Here is a 17,343-nt window from a genome sequence, read left to right on the forward strand (position 1 = left end):
CGTGCGTGTTTCCTCACCGTAGCCCGGCTCCGCCGACTGCCACCCGTACCCGTCGGCGGGCGGGGCGGGGTGCTGGGTGGACCCGGCGGCGGGCGGCGCGTCGAGCAGGGCCCGCAGCGCCAGGACGTGCGGCGGCGTGACGCGCCGCTCCCGCAGCGCCCGGGGCAGGTCGCGCACGGCGGCGGCGAGCCCGCGCCGGCCGGCGGGGGTCCGGGCGGCGGAGCGCGCGTCGCGGGCGACGTCCCGCCACGGGAGCCGGAGGATCGCGGTGAGCAGGTGCGAGCGGGTCGCGGCCGTCACGCGCGCCCCCGGGCTGTGCCGGCGCGGCGAGGGGTGGTGGTGGACCACGGCCTGCGGTGCGTGCACGATCGCGTGCCCGGCGGCGGCCAGGTCGAGCGCGAGCCGCTCCTCCTCGCCCGGGAACCGCACGACGTCGTCGAACCCGCCGGCGGCGAGGAACGCGTCGCGCCGGACGATCGCGGCGCACGCCATGAACCCGAGGGCGGTGGGCAGGTCCGTCCGCGGCGGCCGCGGCAGCGGGGACGTCGCGAGGACGTCGTTGAACGGGTCCGGCCGCTCCTGCGGCCCGACCAGGACGCGGGCCTGGACGACGGCGACGTCCGGGTCGGCGTCCAGCACGTCGGCGACGAGCGCGAGCGACCCGGGCGCCCACCACGAGTCGTCGTCGGCGAACGCGACGTAGGGCGTCTCCGCGAGGCGCACGCCGAGGGTCCGGGCGGCGGCGCCCAGGTTGCGCCCGGCCTCGACGACCCGCACGTGGGGGTGCGCCGCCCGGACGGCGGCCGCGGTGCCGTCGGTGGAGCCGTTGTCGACCAGGATCACGGGCGCGCGGTGCCGGCCGAGGGACTGCACGAGCTCGTCGCGCCGGTCGCGGCTCATCACCACGACCGTGACGCGCGCGTCCTCCACCCCCGGCCCGGGTCGCTCCTCGTCCGTCACGCTGCCTGTCTACCGCCGGAGCAGGTGCGGCGCGACCGCTCGGGGGGCCCCGCGCCTACGGATCGACCAGGAGGACGCGCAGGTCGCGCGGCCCGTGCACGCCCTCGACGCGCACGAGCTCGATGTCGCTGGTCGCGCTCGGACCGGAGATCCACGTCTGGGGCCGCTCCGGGTGCGCGCCGAGGACGGCCACGGCGTCCGGCACGCCGGCGACGACCTGGCCGGCGCGGACGACGCACAGGTGCCGGTCGGGCAGCAGCGTGAGCACCCGCCGGCCCTGGTCCGGCGCGGCGTCCAGCACGATCGTGCCGGTCTCCGCCACCGCCACCCGGCAGGCCGTGAGCACCGCGCCGACCCCGTCCAGGTCGGCGTGCGTGAGCGGCGCGTCCGGGTCGTCGACCCGCACGCCGACCCGGCCGTCGAGGGCCGCGACCCACGCGGGGTCCAGCCCCGGGGGGACGGCGACGGACCCGGCACCGGCGAGCTGGGCGGCGACGGCGGCGGGCAGGTCCGCCGCCGTGCACCGGACGACGGTGGCGCGGTAGTCCTCGAGGCGGTCCACCAGCCGGTCGACCAGCGCCGCGTCGCCGGCCGCCGCGAGGGAGCCCGCCCGCCGGTACGCGCGCTCGACAGGGGCCGGGGCGGAGGGCGCACCGGGCGCACCGGGCGCACCGGGCGCACCAGGCTCAACCGGCCTGCCCAGCGCCGCCCGCACCCGCGCGAGCACCTCGTCCCGCGCGTCGCTCACGGCCGCGCTCCCCCGCGCCGCCGCCGCGTCCGCGCGGCCCACGAGTCCCGGAACGTCCGACCGGGCAGCGCGGGCGTGTCCCGGCTGGCGGTCCACAGGGACGCGGGCCAGGGCAGCCGCCGGAACCTGTGGCCCCCGGTGAGCCGTCCGGCGAGGGCGAGCGCGCGACCGGCCCACCGGAACCGGGCCCCGCCGGACAGGGCGACCGCGGCGACGGACATCGCGGCGGTCACGGCACCGGGCGCCGCACGGCCCTCCGGGTGGGTGGCGCGCTCGCGCAGGTGCACGAGGGCGGACGGGATGTCGATCTTCACGGGGCAGGCGTCGAAGCACGCCCCGCACAGCGACGACGCGAACGGCAGGGTCGCGGTCGGGTCGTGCGGGTCGTGGGCGCCGCCGGGCTCGCCGAGGCCGAGCAGCTGCGGGGTGAGGATCGCGCCGATCGGCCCCGGGTACACCGAGCCGTAGGCGTGCCCGCCGGTGCGTTCGTACACGGGGCAGACGTTGAGGCAGGCGGAGCACCGGATGCAGTGCAGGGCCTGGCGCCCGACGTCATCCGCGAGCGCCCGGGTGCGGCCGTTGTCCAGCAGCACCAGGTGGAAGTCCTGCGGGCCGTCGCCCGGTGTCACGCCGGTCCACATCGACGTGTACGGGTTCATCCGCTCGCCGGTGGACGACCGGGGCAGCAGCTGGAGGAACACCTCCAGGTCCTCGAACGTCGGGAGCACCTTCTCGATGCCCATGACGGTGATCAGCGTCCGCGGGAGCGTGAGGCACATCCGCCCGTTGCCCTCGGACTCGACGACCGCGACGGTGCCGGTGTCGGCGATCGCGAGGTTCGCCCCGCTGATCGCCACGTCCGCGCGCAGGAACCGGGCGCGCAGGTGCGCCCGGGCCGCCTCGGCGAGCGCGCGCGGGTCGCTGGTGAGTCCGTCGGGGGCGTCGCCCATCCGGTCGGTGAAGATCTGCCGGATCTCGTCGCGGTTGCGGTGGATCGCGGGCACGAGGATGTGCGACGGCAGGTCCCCGGCGAGCTGCACGATGAGCTCGGCCAGGTCGGTCTCGGTCGCCTCGATCCCGTGCTGCTCCAGGTGCTCGTTCAGGCCGATCTCCTGGGTGGCCATGGACTTCACCTTGACCACCTCGCGGGCCCCGGCGGCCTGGACGATGCCGGTGACGACGCGGTTCGCCTCGGCGGCGTCCCGGGCCCAGTGCACGGTCCCGCCGCGCGCGGTGACGGACTCCTCCAGCTGCACCAGCAGCTCGGGGAGCCGGGCCATGACGTCGGCCTTCACGGCGGACCCGGCGTCCCGCAACGCCTCCCAGTCGGGCAGCTCGCCGGTGACCGCGACGCGCTTGTCCCGGATGGTCCGGGTCGCGCGCCGCAGGTTCGTCCGCAGCTGCCCGTCGGCCAGGGTGACGTCGGCGGCGTCGGGGAACGTCGGCCCCCACCGCAGCGGGTCGTCCGGGTGCGCGGCGGGCTTCGGCGCGACGACGGGCATCCCGAGGTCCACCCTCATCGCCCCGCCACCCGTCGCAGCCCGCGCCGCGCGCGTGCGGGCCGGGGCTCCCACGGCCGCTCCGCGGTCGACGCGAGGATCTCCGCGAGGTGCACGGCGTGCGTCCCCCCGCCGGTCCGGCGCAGCGCCCCGTCGATGTTCATCAGGCACGACCAGTCCCCCGCGGTCAGCACCTCCGCGCCCGTGGACCGCACGGCGGCGACCTTGTCCTGCACCATCGCGGAGGACGTCGCGGAGTTCTTCAGCGCGAACGTCCCGCCGAACCCGCAGCACTGGTCGGCGTCGGGCAGGTCGACCAGCTCCAGCCCGTCCACCGCCCGCAGCAGGCGCGTCGGCCGGTCGCCGACGCGCAGCAGCCGCAGCGAGTGGCAGGTCGGGTGGTAGGTGACGGTGTGCGGGAAGTGCGCGCCGACGTCGGTGACGCCCAGCACGTCGACCAGCAGCTCCGTGAGCTCGTAGGTCCGGGCGGCGACGCGGCCGGCGGCGTCCGCGAGCGCCGGGTCGCCGTGCCGGCGGGCGACGTCGGCCTGCTGGTGCCGGGTGGACCCGACGCAGGACCCGGACGGGGCGACGACCGCATCCCACTCCCCGTCGAGCACGGGCGCGAACGTCCGGACGTGGTTGCGGACGACGCCGACGGCCTCGGGCGCGTAGCCGGTGTTGACGTGCATCTGCCCGCAGCACGCCTGGCCCGCGGGGACGTCGACCTCGTGGCCGAGCCGCTCCAGGAGCCGCACGGTCGCGGCCGCCGCGCCCGGGAACAGCGTGTCGACCAGGCAGGTGGTGAACAGCGCGATCCGCATGCCGGTCAGCCTCGCACCAGGTCGGGGGTGGTCGCGATGCGGGGCGCCGCGGCCAGCCGCCGCTCGGCCCGGTCCCACGCCGCGTCGTCTGCCGCGGCGCCGGGCTCGTACCGCACGACGTCCACGGAGGCCCGGACCACCTCGCGGATCGCGGGCAGACCGCCGTCGAGCGCGCCGAGCCCCCAGGCCTGCACGAGCAGGTTGCCGAGCGCGGTCCCCTCGGCGGGCCCGGCGACGATGGGCAGCCCGGTCGCCTGCGCGGTGAGCCGGCACAGCAGCGCGTTCCGGCTGCCGCCGCCGACCACGTGCACGACCTCCACGCGCCGCCCGGCCAGGTCGGCGACGGTCCGCACGGCCCGGCGGTACGCCAGGGCGAGCGAGTCCAGCACGCACCGCACCACCGCGGCCGGGTCCTCGGGCACCGGCTCGCCCGCCGCCCGCGCGAGGTCCGCGATCCGTCGCGGCACGTCCCCCGGCGCGAGCAGGGACGGGTCGTCCACGTCGACCACCGTGCGCAGCGCGGGCACGTCCGCCGCGGCGGCGAGCAGGGCCGGCAGGTCGACCGCGTCCCCGCGCTCGGTCCAGGTGCGGACGGACTCCTGCAGCAGCCAGAGCCCGGCGACGTTCCGCAGGTACCGGACGGTGCCGTCGACGCCCAGCTCGTTGGTCACGTTCGCGGCCCGGCTCGCCTCGGTCCGCACCGGTGCGTCCAGCTCCAGCCCGACGAGCGACCAGGTCCCGGACGAGATGTAGGCCGCGGTCGACGGGTCGGCCAGCGGCACGGCGGCGACCGCCGAGGCGGTGTCGTGCGAGCCGACCGTCACCCACCGCGTCCCGGCGAGGCCGAGGTCGTCCGCCACCGCCTGCTGCACGGGCCCCAGCACGGTGCCCGGCTCGACGAGCGGCGCCAGCAGCGCGCCGACGTCGCGCCCCGCCGCCGCGGACGCCGCGGCCAGCACCTCCGGGGACCACCGCCGAGTCCCGGCGTCCAGCAGGCCGGTGGTGGACGCGTTGGTGACCTCGGTGACGTGCTCGCCCGTCAGCCAGCTCCCGAGCAGGTCCGGCACGAGCAGCAGGGACCGCGCGGCCCCGAACGAGGCGTCCCCTGCCGCGGCCGCGAGCTGGAACGCCGTGTTGAACGGCTGCACCTGCACCCCGGTGACGGCGTAGTGCCGGGCGGGGTCGAGGTGCCGGAAGAACCGCTCGGGGGCGCCCGCGGTGCGCGCGTCGCGGTAGTGCACGGGGTCGCCGAGCAGGCGCCCGCCGGCGTCCAGCAGGCCGTAGTCGACCGCCCAGGTGTCGACGCCGACGGACGCGACCGGCCCGTGCTCGCGCGCCGCCGCCCGGAGCCCGGATCGCACGCCGGACCAGAGCCCGAGCAGGTCCCAGTGCAGGGTGGTCCGGCCGCCGGCCACGACCGGGACGGGCGTGTTCGGGAACCGGGCCGTCTCGGTGGCGACCAGCCGGCCGTGCTCGAGGCGGCCCGCGAGCACCCGGCCGCTGGACGCGCCGAGGTCGACCGCGGCGACAGTGGGGCCGGTCATGTCAGCGCAGGAACGCGGCAGCGACGCCGGAGTCCACCGGCACGTGCAGCCCCGTGGTCTGGACCAGGTCCGGGCCGGTCAGCGCGACCACCGCGGCGGCGACGTGCTCGGGCAGCACCTCGCGCTTCAGCAGGGTCCGCTGCGCGTAGTACGCGCCGAGCTCGGACTCCGGGACGCCGTAGGTCGCGGCGCGCTGGGCCCCCCAGCCGCCGGCGAAGATGCCGGAGCCGCGCACGACGCCGTCGGGGTTGACGCCGTTGACCCGGATGCCGTGCGCGCCGAGCTCGGCGGCGAGCAGCCGGACCTGGTGCGCCTGGTCGGCCTTGGTCGCGGAGTACGCGATGTTGTTCGGGCCCGCGAACAGCGAGTTCTTCGACGCGATGTAGACGATGTCCCCGCCCATGCCCTGCGCGACCATCGCCCGGGCGGCCTCCCGCGACACGAGGAACGACCCGCGGGCCATGACGTCGTGCTGCAGGTCCCAGTCGCGGGCCGTCGTCTCCAGCAGCGGCCTGGAGATGGACAGGCCGGCGTTGTTCACCACCAGGTCGACCCCGCCGAACGCGAGGACCGTGGCCCGGACCAGCTCCGCCACGGCCTCCTCGGACGTGACGTCGGCGTGCACCGCGACCGCGACGTCCGGGCCGCCGAGCTCGCCGGCGACCTGCTGCGCGGCCTCGAGGTTCACGTCGGCGACGACCACGCAGGCGCCCTCGGCGGCCAGCCGCTCCGCGATCGCCTTCCCGAGGCCCGACCCGCCGCCCGTGACGACCGCGACCCGCGTGGCGAGCGGCTTGGGCTTCGGCATCCGCGCGAGCTTGGCCTCCTCCAGCGCCCAGTACTCGATGCGGAACTTCTCGGCCTCGTCGATGGGCGCGTACGTGCTGACCGCCTCGGCGCCGCGCATGACGTTGATCGCGTTGACGTAGAACTCGCCGGCGACCCGCGCGGTCTGCTTGTCCTTGCCGAACGAGAACATCCCGACGCCGGGCACCAGCACGATCGCGGGGTCCGCCCCGCGCATCGGCGGGCTGTCCGGGGTCGCGTGCCGCTCGTAGTACGCCCGGTAGTCCTCGCGGTAGGCGGCGTGCAGCTCCCGCAGGCGCGCGACGACGTCCTCGACCGGCGCGTCCGCGGGGAGGTCGACGACCAGCGGGGAGACCTTCGTGCGCAGGAAGTGGTCGGGGCACGACGTGCCGAGCGCCGCCAGCCGGCCGAGCTCCGCCCGCGACAGGAAGTCCAGCACCACGTCGGAGTCGGTCAGGTGCCCGACCTGCGGGCGGTCCGTCGACGCCAGCCCGCGGACCACCGGGGCCAGGGCCGCGGCCCGCGCCCGCCGCTCCGCCTCGGGCAGCGCCTCGTACCCCGGTCGCAGGTCGCCGAACGGGTGCCGGCCGTCCGCCGCGAGGGCCGCGGTGCGCTCCTCGATGAACCGCTCGGCGGTCCGGATGATCTCGAGCGACCGGGCCTCCGCCTCGTCCGACGTGTCGCCCCACGCGGTGATGCCGTGCCCGCCGAGCACGCAGCCGACGGCCTGCGGGTTCTTCTCCTTGACCGCCGCGATGTCGAGGCCCAGCTGGAAGCCCGGCCGGCGCCACGGCACCCACACGACCGCGTCGCCGAAGACCTCCGACGTCAGCGCCTCGCCGTCGGCGGCCGTCGCCAGCGCGATCCCGGCGTCCGGGTGCAGGTGGTCCACGTGGGCGGCGTCCACCAGGCCGTGCATGGCTGTGTCGATCGACGGCGCCGCCCCGCCGCGGCCGTGCAGGCAGTAGTCGAAAGCCGCGACCATCTCGTCCTCGCGGTCGACCCCCGGGTAGACGCCGGCGAGCGACCGGAGCCGGTCCAGGCGCAGCACGGCCAGGTTCTGCTCGGTGAGGGTGCCCAGGTCGCCCCCGGAGCCCTTCACCCACAGCAGCTCGACCGGGCCGCCGGTGACCGGGTCGGTCGCGGTGCCCTTCGCGGACGTGTTGCCGCCGGCGTAGTTGGTGGTGCGGGGGTCGGCGCCGAGCCGGCGGGACCGGGCGATCAGGTCGGCGGCAGCGGGGTGGGTCATGCGAGGTGTCCTTCCGGGACGGGGGGTCAGTACGGCGGTGGGTGCGGCGGGCGGGAGCGGCGCTCAGGCGCCCCAGCCGGCCTGGGTGCCGCCGACGCGCTCCTCGGTGATGCGCGCGAGGTAGCCGGACGCCGCGAACGCGCGCATCGGGTCCTCGGGCAGGCCGCGCTCGGCCCGCCACGCGGCGAGCATCGGGCGGACGTCGGTCCAGAACGCGTCCATCAGCACCTGGTTCGCGGCGAGCACGTCGGCGGACCGCTGCGCGGCGTCGAGCGCCTCCCGGTCGATGAGGAGGACCTTGGCGAGCGCCTCCTGCACGTTCAGCACGGACCGGATCTGGCCGGGGATCTTGTCCTCGATGTTGTGGCACTGGTCGAGCATCAGCGCGAGGTCCGACCCGGGCGCCAGGCCGCCGCCGCGCTCGACCTCGGCGAGGATCCGGAACAGCTGGAACGGGTCGGCGGCCCCGACGATGAGGTCGTCGTCGGCGTAGAACCGCGAGTTGAAGTCGAACGCGCCGAGCCGGCCGAGCCGCAGCAGCTGCGCGACGATGAACTCGATGTTGGTGCCCGGGGCGTGGTGGCCGGTGTCGAGGCACACCACGGCCCGCTCCCCCAGCGCGACCACGTGCGCGTACGCCGTGCCCCAGTCCGGGACGTCCGTGTGGTAGAACGCCGGCTCGAACAGCTTGTACTCCAGCACCAGCCGCTGCTCCGGCCCGAGCTGCGCGTAGATCTGGGCGAGCGACTCGGCGACGGCGTCCTGCCGGGCGCGGATGTCGTCCTGCCCCGGGTAGTTCGTGCCGTCCGCCAGCCAGATCTTCAGGTCGCGCGAGCCCGTCGCGGCCATGATCTCCAGGCACTCGAGGTGGTGGTCGACCGCCTTGCGGCGCACGCCCGGGTCCCGGGAGGCCAGCGACCCGAACTTGTAGGTCTCCTCCTGGAACGTGTTCGAGTTGATCGTCCCGAGCTGCACGCCCTGGTCCTGCGCGTACCGGCGCAGGGCCGCGAAGTCCTCGACGCGGTCCCACGGGATGTGCAGGGCGACGGTCGGGGCCGCGCCGGTGTACCGGTGCACCTGGGCGGCGTCGGCGATCTTCTCCTGGACCGTCCGCGGCGTGCCCGCGGACGGGAACACCCGGAACCGGGTGCCGGAGTTGCCGAACGCCCAGGAGGGCAGCTCGATGTGGGTGCGGCCGAGGACGTCCAGGACGTCGGCGGTGGTGGCAGTGGGTTCCACGGGGTTCTCCGATCTGGCGAGCGTGCGCTCAGCCCTTGACGGCGCCGGCCGTCATGCCCGCGACGATCCGCCTGTTGAAGAACAGGAACATCACCAGCGGCGGGATCGTGATCAGCAGGATGTTGGTGAAGAGCAGGTTGTACTGGGTGGAGTACTGGCTCTGGAAGTTGTAGAGCGTGAGCTGCACGGTGGCGTTCTCGTCCCCGGGCAGGAAGTACAGGGGGTTCGCGAAGTCGTTGAAGATGGCCACCGACTGGACCACGACGACCGTGATGATCACCGACTTCAGCAGCGGCAGGATCACCCGGAAGAACAGCCGCACCGGGCCGGCGCCGTCGATGATCGCGGCCTCGTCCAGGTCCCGCGGGATCGTGGAGACGAAGGCCCGGATCAGCAGCACGACGAACGCCATGCCGAACGCCACCTCGACCAGGATCAGGCCGATCATCGTCCGGAACAGCCCCATGCCCTGCAGCACCCAGATGGTCGGCACCACGGCCGGCGGGATGATCAGCCCGGACAGGATGAGGAAGTCGACCAGCGGGTTGATCCGCGACTTCCGGCGCTGCAGCACGAACGCCACCATGGAGCCGAGCACCACGAGGATCGTGACGCTCGCGACGGTGAGGATCGTCGAGTTGATGAAGGCGATCACGAGCATGTAGTCGCGCGCCTCGAACACCGCCCGGACGTTCTCGACGATGGCCCACTCGCTCGGCCACGAGAAGTCCAGCAGCCGCGCCTCCTCGGTGGTCTTGCCGGCCGTGAGGAAGATGAACAGGAACGGCACGACGAACAGCACGGTGGTCAGCACGATGCCCACGCCGCCGAGCAGCCAGGCCCCGGGGCGCCTCACAGGTTCACCTCCCGCCGGTTGAAGAACCGGGACAGCGGGAACGCGATCGCGGCGACGACGAGGAACAGCACGACGTTGCCGGCGGTCGACAGCCCGTAGAACCCGGCCTGGTACTGCTTGTAGATGACCGACGCGATCGTGTCGGAGGTGAACCCGGGGCCGCCGCGCGTCATCGCCCAGATCAGGTCGAACGACCGCAGGCCGCCGATCAGCGACAGCAGGATCACCGTCGAGGTCGCGGGCATCGACAGCGGCAGGATGATGCTGCGGAACTGCTGCCACCACCCCGCGCCGTCGACCTTCGCGGCCTCGAAGTACTCCGCCGGGATGGACACGATGCCGGCGATGTAGATGACCACCGCGAGCCCGAGCCCCTTCCAGACGTCGACCGCGGCGACGGACAGCAGCGCCAGGTCAGGGTCCACGAGCCACGCGGGCCCGTCGATCCCGACGGCGGCGAGCACCTGGTTGATGAGGCCCTCGGTCGGGTTCATCAGCACCTGGAACGTCAGCCCGACGCCGATGGTGGAGACCAGCACCGGGAAGAACACCACGGACCGCAGGTACCCGCGGGCGATGATCGGGGCGGTGAGCAGCAGCGCCAGGGCCATGCCGAGCACGACCTTGCCGACCGACGTGACGACGCCGAAGACGAGCGTGTTCGTCAGGCCCTTGACCAGCGCGGGCTCGCGGAAGAACTGCTGGAAGTTGCCGAGCCCGATGAACTCGGAGTCGAAGATCGTCCAGCGCGTGAGGCTGAAGTAGAACGAGGCGAACGTCGGCACCACGAACAGCACGCCGAACACGACGGCGGCGGGCACGTAGAACCACAGCGGGTACGTCCGCCGGGCGTAGCCGCGGTGCGCGACCTTCGGCCGCCGGGTGGTCACCGCCCGCGCCGCGGCGGCGGCCTGCGGGGAGGTGGGGGTGGTGGTCGTCATCGAACCGCCCTTTCCGTGAGAGGACCGGCCGGGCCCCGGCGAGCGGGGCCCGGCCGGTGAGGTCACCAGCCCTCGAGGCCGAGCTGCTGGGCCTGCTTCTTCACGTCCTCGTCGTAGAGGGCGGCGCCGTCGGCGGCGGAGCGGATGCCGGAACCGACCTCGACCATGATCTGCTCGAGCGCCGGGCCCTTCACCGGGGACAGGAACTCCAGCGCCGGGCTGGTGTTGCCCGCCGTGAAGTACGCCGTCATGTCGTCCACCGCGGCCGGCAGGTCGTCGGGCACCGTGCAGCCCTCGATCTGGTACGGCCCCGACGGCGGCATCGCGGCGGTCTGCGCGTCGCAGCCCTCCGGCGACACCAGGAACTCGAGGAACTGCTTCGCCGCGTCGAGCTTCTCGCCCTCCGTGGACTTCGGGATGTAGATGCCGCCGGTGGGCCACACCGTCAGGCCGTTCTTCTCGGCGTCGGTGCCGGGCAGCGCGAAGAAGCCGACGCTCTCGGCCGCCTCCGGGTTCGCGGCGACCATCGGGCCGATCGAGAACGTGAGCATCGGGTAGTGCGCGCCGGCACCGGTGGCGACGTGGTCGAGCCCCGCCTCGTTCTTGATCGACGCGAAGTCGCTGTTCAGGTACCCGGCGGACGCGACGTCCTCCATGTGCTGGAAGCCGGCGAGCGCGGGCTCGTCCACGTACTTCGCCTCGTTGGCGGTGTACTGCTCGGCCCAGTCCGGGTTCTCGGCGAGCACGTTGTGGAAGTCCGCCAGCAGCAGGATCTGGGACGTCCACGTGTCCTGGAAGGTCTGGACCACGGGCGCGATGCCCGCCGCCTTGATCTTCTCGTTGTTCGCCATGAACTCGTCCCAGGTGAGCGGCACCTCGAGACCCAGGTCGGCGTAGACGTCCTTGTTGTAGAGGATGCCGCCGGCGCTGGCCTGGCCCTGCGGGGCGCCGTAGTAGTCGTCGCCGCTCTGCACGGCCTGCAGGAACGAGTCGTCGACCAGGTCCATCCAGGGCTCGTCGGTGAGGGGCACGAGGTTGCCCGCCGGGTCGAGGGCCTGCAGCAGCGAGCCGGAGTTGTACTGGAACAGGTCCGTCATGTCCCCGGTCGCGAGCCGCGTCTTGAGCACGTTGTCGCCCTCGGAGCCCTGCGGACGGGTCTCCATCTCGACGGTGATGTCCGGGTGCTCCTCGGTGAACGCGTCGATGACGCCCTGCATCGGGACCATCGACTGCTCGGAGTTGTCGATCAGCAGCGAGAGCGTGATGCCGTCGCCGCTGTCGTCGTCGCTGGATCCCAGGCTGCCCGCGGAGCACGCGGTCAGGGCGAGGCCGCCCACCGCGAGCAGGGACACCACGCGCAGGCGGCGCGCGGGGGATGACGTGTTCATCAGACCTCCATTGGTCGGACGGGCCCTCGGGGACGGGCCGGCTGAGGGGAACGCTTGTGGAACGTTTCAACAGCGGATGCTCGGAAACCTAGATGGGCCCTTGGTCCCACGTCAAGGGCTCGTGACCGAACCGTGTCCTCCTGCTCTCGTGCCCGCTCGCCCGGGGTGCGGATGAATCGATTCGACCCCGGTCCGGTCGCGACCGCGAGGACCGCGCGCGACAGTGGAGGCATGCCCAACCGCCTCGCCCGCAGCACCAGCCCCTACCTGCGCCAGCACGCCGAGAACCCCGTCGACTGGTACGAGTGGGGCGACGAGGCCTTCGCCGAGGCGCGGCGCCGCGACGTGCCGCTGCTCGTCTCCGTCGGGTACGCCGCGTGCCACTGGTGCCACGTGATGGCGCACGAGTCCTTCGAGGACCCGGGGGTCGCCGCGGTGATGAACAGCCGGTTCGTCAACGTCAAGGTCGACCGCGAGGAGCGCCCCGACCTGGACGCCGCCTACATGGCCGCGACCCAGGCGATGACCGGGCAGGGCGGCTGGCCGATGACGGTGTTCGCGACCCCCGAGGGCGACCCGTTCTTCTGCGGCACGTACTTCCCGCCCGTGCCCGTCGGCGGGCGGCCCTCGTTCCCGCAGGTGCTCGACGCCCTGTCCCGCGCGTGGCGGGAACGGCGCGACGAGGTGCGCGGCGGGGCGGCGGAGCTGCTGGCCGCGCTCGGCGGGGGCGCGGCGCCGGCTCACCCGCACGACGGCCGGGCCGCGGCCGACGGGGAGGCCGGGCACGCCCACGACCCGCAGGCGGACGACGCCGCCGCGCTGGACCTCGACGCGGTGCGCCAGGTGTCCGACCTCGCGGTGTCCGCGCTGGCCGGGACGTACGACGCCGAGCAGGGCGGGTTCGGCGGCGCACCGAAGTTCCCGCCGTCCACCACCCTGGAGTGGCTGCTGCGCCGGCACGCGCGCACGGGCGACGCCCAGGCCCTCGCGATGGCCGAGGGCACGCTGGAGGCGATGGCCCGCGGCGGCATGGCGGACCAGGTGGGCGGCGGGTTCGCACGGTACGCCGTCGACGCCACGTGGACGGTGCCGCACTTCGAGAAGATGCTCGAGGACAACGCGATGCTGCTGCGCGTGTACGCGCACTGGTGGCGCCAGACCGGCTCCCCGCTCGCGCGCCGGGTCGTCGAGGGCACCGCGGACTGGCTGCTGCGGGACCTGCGCACGCCCGAGGGCGCGTTCGCGTCGTCGCTCGACGCGGACACCGACGGGGTCGAGGGCGCGACCTACGTGTGGACGCCCGCCACCCTGGTCGAGGCGCTCGGCGAGGAGGACGGCACGTGGGCAGCCGAGCTGTTCGGTGTCACCGACGCGGGGACGTTCGAGGCCGGGACGTCCGTGCTGCAGCTCCGTGCCGACCCGCCCCCGCAGGACGAGATCCGGTTCGAGCGCGTCCGCCGCACGCTGCTCGCGGCACGGTCGCGGCGCCCGCAGCCGGGCCGGGACGACAAGGTGGTCGCGGCCTGGAACGGGCTCGCGGTCGCCGCGCTCGCCGAGGCCGGCGCGATGCTCGAGCGGCGCGAGTGGGTGTCCGCCGCGGTCGACGCCGCGCGGGTCCTGGACGAGGTGCACACGCTGGCCGGCGGCGACGGCCTGGTCCGGCTCGTGCGGGCCTCGCGCGACGGGGCCGTCGGCACCGCACCCGGCGTGCTGACCGACTACGCCGCCGTCGCGGAGGGCTTCCTGGTGCTCGCGGGCGTCACGGGCGACCCGGGCTGGTCGCAGCGCGGCTCCGCGCTGCTCGACACGGTGCTCGCCCGGTTCCGCGCGCCGGCGCACGGGTTCCGCGACACCGCCGACGACCAGACCGACCCGGTCGTCGCGCGGCTCTCGGGCCGCCCCGACGTCACGGACGGCCCCTCGGCGGGCGGGCAGTCGGCGGCGGCGGGCGCCCTGCTGGCCCGCGCCGCGCTGACGGGCTCCGCGACCGACCGCCGCGCCGCCGAGCTCGCCCTCGCCGGCCCGCTGTCCCTCGCGCACCGGCACCCCCGGGCCGTCGCCTGGGCGCTGGCCACCGCCGAGGCCGTGCTGGACGGCCCGCGCGAGGTGGCCGTGCTCGGGCGCGCCGACGACCCCGGGCGGGTCGCGCTGGTCCGCACCGCGGTCCGCTCCCCCGCGCCCGGCCTCGTCCTCGCGCAGGGCGACCCGGACGAGGTCGCGGGGTCGCCGGCGGCCGTGGGGCTGCTCCGGGACCGTCCGCTCGTCGGCGGGCGCGCGGCGGCCTACGTGTGCAGGGGCTTCGTCTGCGACCGCCCGACGACGGACCCGGGCGCCCTCCGCACCGCGCTGTCGTAGCCACGTCACCTCGCCCCGGCGAGATGGCAGAACGCGCCTGCGTCCGCCTCAGCGGCACAGGCGCGTTCTGCCATCTCGGCGCCGGCCCGGCCGCGCGTCAGCGGTCGCGCTTCTCCCGGATGGCGCGCTGCGCCTCGAGGTTGTCCTGCCGCTCGCGCAGCGCCTGGCGCTTGTCCCACTCCTTCTTGCCGCGGGCCAGCGCGATCTCGACCTTCGCGCGCCCGTCCAGGAAGTACAGGGCCAGGGGGACGATCGTCTGCCCCTTCTCGCGCGTCTTGGACTCCAGGCGCTCGATCTCCTGGCGGTGCAGGAGCAGCTTGCGCTTGCGTCGCGGCGCGTGGTTCGTCCAGGTGCCCTGGGAGTACTCGGCGATGTGCACGCCCTCGAGCCACGCCTCGCCGCCGTCGATCGTGCACCAGCCGTCGACCAGGGACGCCCGGCCGGCGCGCAGCGCCTTGACCTCGGTGCCGGTCAGCACGACACCGGCCTCGAACACGTCCTCGATGAGGAAGTCGTGGCGCGCCTTGCGGTTGGACGCCACCAGCGACCGTCCGCTCTGCTTGGCCATGACTCCTCCTCCTGCGTGTGCGGGTGCTGCCCGGACCCGGGCGACGCAGCAGCCTATCCGGCCACGCCGCCGCCGCCCACCGGATTCCGCTACAGGCCGAGCAGGGGGCGCGGGTTCACGGTCGCGCCGTTGACGTACACCTCGAAGTGCAGGTGGCAGGCCGCGGACGTGCCGGTGTTGCCGGAGTAGCCCAGCAGCTGACCGCGGTCGACGTGCTGCCCGCCGCCCACGACGAAGCTCGTCATGTGGTTGTAGGAGCTCATCACGGAGTTCCCGTTGACCAGGCCGTGGTCGACCATCACCTGGTTGCCGAAGCCGTTGCGCCACCGCGCCCACTGCACGGTGCCCTCGCGGCCCGCGTAGATCGGGGTGCCGCAGTAGGTGCGCAGGTCGATGCCGGCGTGCAGGCGGTAGTAGCCGAGCAGCGGGTGCAGGCGCATCCCGTACTCGCTGGTCACGTAGATCGGGTTGATCGACGTCGGGTTGCCGAACAGCGACCCGCTCACCGAACCTGCCACCGGCGCGGGCTTCCCGGCCGCGGCGGCAGCGGCCGCGGCGGCGGCGCGCTGCTGGGCCGCGACGGCCTCGAGCTGCGCGCGGATGCTCGCCGCCTCGGCGTCGATCCGGTTCACCTCGGCCTGCGCGGCGGCCTTCTGGCTCTCCAGCTGGGCCTTCTTCGCCGCCTGCTCGGCGACGAGCCGCTCGACCTCCGCCTGGCGGTCGGCGGCCTCCTGCCGGGCGGCCTCCGCCTCGGCGACCTTCCGGTCGGCCTCCGCCTTGAGCTCCGTGATCCGCTCGCGCACCGCGGTCAGCCGCGCCGCGCTGTTGCGGTTGTCGGCCTCGATGTCGGCGAGCTCGTCGAGCACCGCGCTCTGCGCCCGCTGCGCGGCGTTCGCGAGGCCGTACTGCTCGGTGAAGTCCTCGACGGTCTCGGCGCCGACGACGATGCTCAGCCCGGACAGCCCCGGGCCGCCCTGGTACGCCTGGCGGGCCATCTGGCCGATCTGCGCCCGGATCTCGTCCGCGCGCGCGGAGTCGGTGTCGATGGTCGCGCTGATCGTCGACTCCTGGTCCTGCGCGTCCTGGAGCCGCGCGGCGATCAGCGCCGCCTCCCGCTCGTACCCGGCGAGCGTGGCCTCCGCGGCGTCCAGCGCCGCCTGCGCGACCGGCAGCTGCTGCTCGACGGCCTGCAGGTCCAGCGCGGTCTGCTGGTACTGCGCGCTGAGCCCCTCGAGCGCCGCCTGCGCGTCCGCCCGCTGCTGGTCCTTCTGCTGCTGCTGGGCCTGGAGCGCCGCCCGCTGGTCGTCCAGCGGGTCGCCGGCGGCCGGGCCGGCGGCGGTCACGCCGACGAGGACCGCGAGCGTGCCGGCCAGCGACCCGGCGAGCAGCCGGGTGCGGCCGGGCGTCCGGCGGGAGGTGCGAGGCGTCACGCGCATGTCAGACCTTCGTGTAGCGGCTCAGGGTGACCAGGGACGAGATCGCCGCGAGCAGGATGGCGGCGGCCACGAGGAACGGCGCGATCTGCCACACCTCGCCCGTCGTGACGTACGGGATCCACGCGATCTGCCCGCCCAGCCAGTCGGTGACGAGGTACCGCACGCCGGCGTACAGCCCCGCGACCGACAGCACCGCGCCGACCGTCGCCGCGAGCGCGCCCTCGAGCATGAACGGCAGCTGGATGAACAGGTTCGACGCGCCGACCATCCGCATGATGCCGGTCTCGCGCCGGCGGCTCATCGCGGACAGGCGGATGGTCGTGGTGATGAGCAGCACCGCGGCCAGCAGCATCACGCCCGCGAGCCCGAGCGACAGCAGCGTCGCGCTGTTCAGCACCCGGAACAGCGTGTTGTAGAGCTCGCGCTGGTCCTGGACCGTCTCGATGCCCTGCCGGCCCTGCAGCACGTCGGCGACGACCTCGAACTTCTCCGGGTCGGTCAGCTTGATCCGCAGCGACTCGTTCATGTCGTCGACGGTCGTGACCTGCGCCCAGTACTGGCCCTCGAACTGGCGCTGGAACGTCTCGTACGCCTGCTCCTTGGACTCCGGGAAGACCTCGTCGATGTACGGGGCGACGTCGGGCGCGTCGAGCGCGTCCATGATCGCCTGCTTCTGCTCGTCGGTGACCTCACCGGCGGCGCACGTCGGCTCCGGGGACTGGCCCGCCGGGCAGAGGTACACCGCGACCTCGACCTTGTCGTACCAGTCGTCCTGCATCTTGCCGATCTGCATCTGCAGCAGCGCGGCCGCGCCGACGAACGTCAGGGACACGAAGGTCACGAGGACCACCGAGATCGTCATCGACAGGTTCCGGCGCAGGCCGATGCCGATCTCCGAGAGGATGAACTGCAGTCGCACGTCGATCCCC

14 protein-coding genes are annotated in these 17,343 nt (G+C 74.4%); 1 reads left to right on the plus strand and 13 read right to left on the minus strand.

Going from position 1 to position 17,343, the window contains the following annotated elements; genetic code table 11:
• The 10 genes from KJP73_RS06765 to KJP73_RS06810 all read right to left on the minus strand — a co-directional run.
• Window positions 1-960 (minus strand): glycosyltransferase family 2 protein (locus KJP73_RS06765; RefSeq protein WP_249669172.1); only part of this gene is annotated, 960 nt, incomplete at its 3' end.
• Window positions 961-1,015: 55 nt separating this feature from the next.
• Window positions 1,016-1,708 (minus strand): LutC/YkgG family protein, encoded by a 693-nt coding sequence (locus tag KJP73_RS06770; protein ID WP_213282034.1) that lies wholly within the window; start codon window positions 1,706-1,708, stop codon window positions 1,016-1,018.
• Window positions 1,705-3,228 carry a lactate utilization protein B gene (locus tag KJP73_RS06775; RefSeq protein WP_249669174.1) on the minus strand — a complete coding sequence of 508 codons (1,524 nt, stop codon included), beginning with the start codon at window positions 3,226-3,228 and terminating at the stop codon, window positions 1,705-1,707. Before KJP73_RS06775 ends, KJP73_RS06770 begins: the two co-directional genes overlap by 4 nt.
• Complete coding sequence (locus tag KJP73_RS06780; RefSeq protein ID WP_213282035.1) at window positions 3,225-4,031, minus strand: (Fe-S)-binding protein; 807 nt, start codon at window positions 4,029-4,031, stop codon at window positions 3,225-3,227. Before KJP73_RS06780 ends, KJP73_RS06775 begins: the two co-directional genes overlap by 4 nt.
• A gap of 5 nt (window positions 4,032-4,036) precedes the next feature.
• Complete coding sequence (locus KJP73_RS06785; protein ID WP_213282036.1) at window positions 4,037-5,575, minus strand: rhamnulokinase; 1,539 nt, start codon at window positions 5,573-5,575, stop codon at window positions 4,037-4,039.
• 1 nt (window position 5,576) lies between these two features.
• Complete coding sequence (locus tag KJP73_RS06790) at window positions 5,577-7,631, minus strand: bifunctional aldolase/short-chain dehydrogenase (RefSeq protein ID WP_213282037.1); 2,055 nt, start codon at window positions 7,629-7,631, stop codon at window positions 5,577-5,579.
• A gap of 63 nt (window positions 7,632-7,694) precedes the next feature.
• Window positions 7,695-8,870, minus strand: a complete 1,176-nt coding sequence (rhaI, locus tag KJP73_RS06795; protein ID WP_249669175.1) for an L-rhamnose isomerase — start codon at window positions 8,868-8,870, stop codon at window positions 7,695-7,697.
• A 28-nt stretch (window positions 8,871-8,898) separates the two neighbouring features.
• Entirely contained in the window at window positions 8,899-9,726 is an 828-nt protein-coding gene (locus tag KJP73_RS06800) for a carbohydrate ABC transporter permease (protein WP_213282038.1), read from the minus strand.
• Window positions 9,723-10,667, minus strand: coding sequence for a carbohydrate ABC transporter permease (locus KJP73_RS06805; protein WP_213282039.1), 945 nt, complete (start codon window positions 10,665-10,667; stop codon window positions 9,723-9,725). Before KJP73_RS06805 ends, KJP73_RS06800 begins: the two co-directional genes overlap by 4 nt.
• 62 nt (window positions 10,668-10,729) lie before the next feature.
• Window positions 10,730-12,055: an ABC transporter substrate-binding protein gene (locus tag KJP73_RS06810; RefSeq protein ID WP_213282040.1), complete on the minus strand. Its 1,326-nt coding sequence runs from the start codon at window positions 12,053-12,055 to the stop codon at window positions 10,730-10,732.
• Window positions 12,056-12,286: 231 nt separating this feature from the next.
• On the opposite strand from KJP73_RS06810, the gene KJP73_RS06815 reads away from it, so the two are divergent.
• Complete coding sequence (locus tag KJP73_RS06815) at window positions 12,287-14,410, plus strand: thioredoxin domain-containing protein (protein WP_213282041.1); 2,124 nt, start codon at window positions 12,287-12,289, stop codon at window positions 14,408-14,410.
• Window positions 14,411-14,507: 97 nt separating this feature from the next.
• On the opposite strand, the gene smpB is transcribed toward KJP73_RS06815, so the two are convergent.
• From smpB to ftsX, 3 genes are all read right to left on the minus strand, one after another.
• Window positions 14,508-14,978 carry an SsrA-binding protein SmpB gene (smpB, locus tag KJP73_RS06820; protein WP_213282042.1) on the minus strand — a complete coding sequence of 157 codons (471 nt, stop codon included), beginning with the start codon at window positions 14,976-14,978 and terminating at the stop codon, window positions 14,508-14,510.
• Window positions 14,979-15,067: 89 nt separating this feature from the next.
• Window positions 15,068-16,414, minus strand: coding sequence for a M23 family metallopeptidase (locus KJP73_RS06825; protein WP_213282043.1), 1,347 nt, complete (start codon window positions 16,412-16,414; stop codon window positions 15,068-15,070).
• Window position 16,415: 1 nt separating this feature from the next.
• The gene (gene ftsX, locus KJP73_RS06830) at window positions 16,416-17,333 is read right to left on the minus strand and encodes a permease-like cell division protein FtsX (protein ID WP_213282044.1); all 918 of its coding nucleotides are present in this window, start codon (window positions 17,331-17,333) and stop codon (window positions 16,416-16,418) included.
• Between the last annotated feature and the right edge of the window lie 10 nt (window positions 17,334-17,343).

The organism is Cellulomonas hominis (assembly GCF_901521055.1).
Taxonomy (GTDB): domain Bacteria; phylum Actinomycetota; class Actinomycetes; order Actinomycetales; family Cellulomonadaceae; genus Cellulomonas; species Cellulomonas endometrii.

Bases quoted from the DNA above. Each gene is read 5' to 3' on its own strand.
- KJP73_RS06825 (WP_213282043.1), bottom strand. From the start codon at position 16,414: ATGCGCGTGACGCCTCGCACCTCCCGCCGGACGCCCGGCCGCACCCGG.
- smpB (WP_213282042.1), bottom strand. From the start codon at position 14,978: ATGGCCAAGCAGAGCGGACGGTCGCTGGTGGCGTCCAACCGCAAGGCG.
- KJP73_RS06815 (WP_213282041.1), top strand. From the start codon at position 12,287: ATGCCCAACCGCCTCGCCCGCAGCACCAGCCCCTACCTGCGCCAGCAC.
- KJP73_RS06775 (WP_249669174.1), bottom strand. From the start codon at position 3,228: ATGAGGGTGGACCTCGGGATGCCCGTCGTCGCGCCGAAGCCCGCCGCG.
- KJP73_RS06790 (WP_213282037.1), bottom strand. From the start codon at position 7,631: ATGACCCACCCCGCTGCCGCCGACCTGATCGCCCGGTCCCGCCGGCTC.
- KJP73_RS06810 (WP_213282040.1), bottom strand. From the start codon at position 12,055: ATGAACACGTCATCCCCCGCGCGCCGCCTGCGCGTGGTGTCCCTGCTC.
- KJP73_RS06785 (WP_213282036.1), bottom strand. From the start codon at position 5,575: ATGACCGGCCCCACTGTCGCCGCGGTCGACCTCGGCGCGTCCAGCGGC.
- KJP73_RS06780 (WP_213282035.1), bottom strand. From the start codon at position 4,031: ATGCGGATCGCGCTGTTCACCACCTGCCTGGTCGACACGCTGTTCCCG.
- KJP73_RS06805 (WP_213282039.1), bottom strand. From the start codon at position 10,667: ATGACGACCACCACCCCCACCTCCCCGCAGGCCGCCGCCGCGGCGCGG.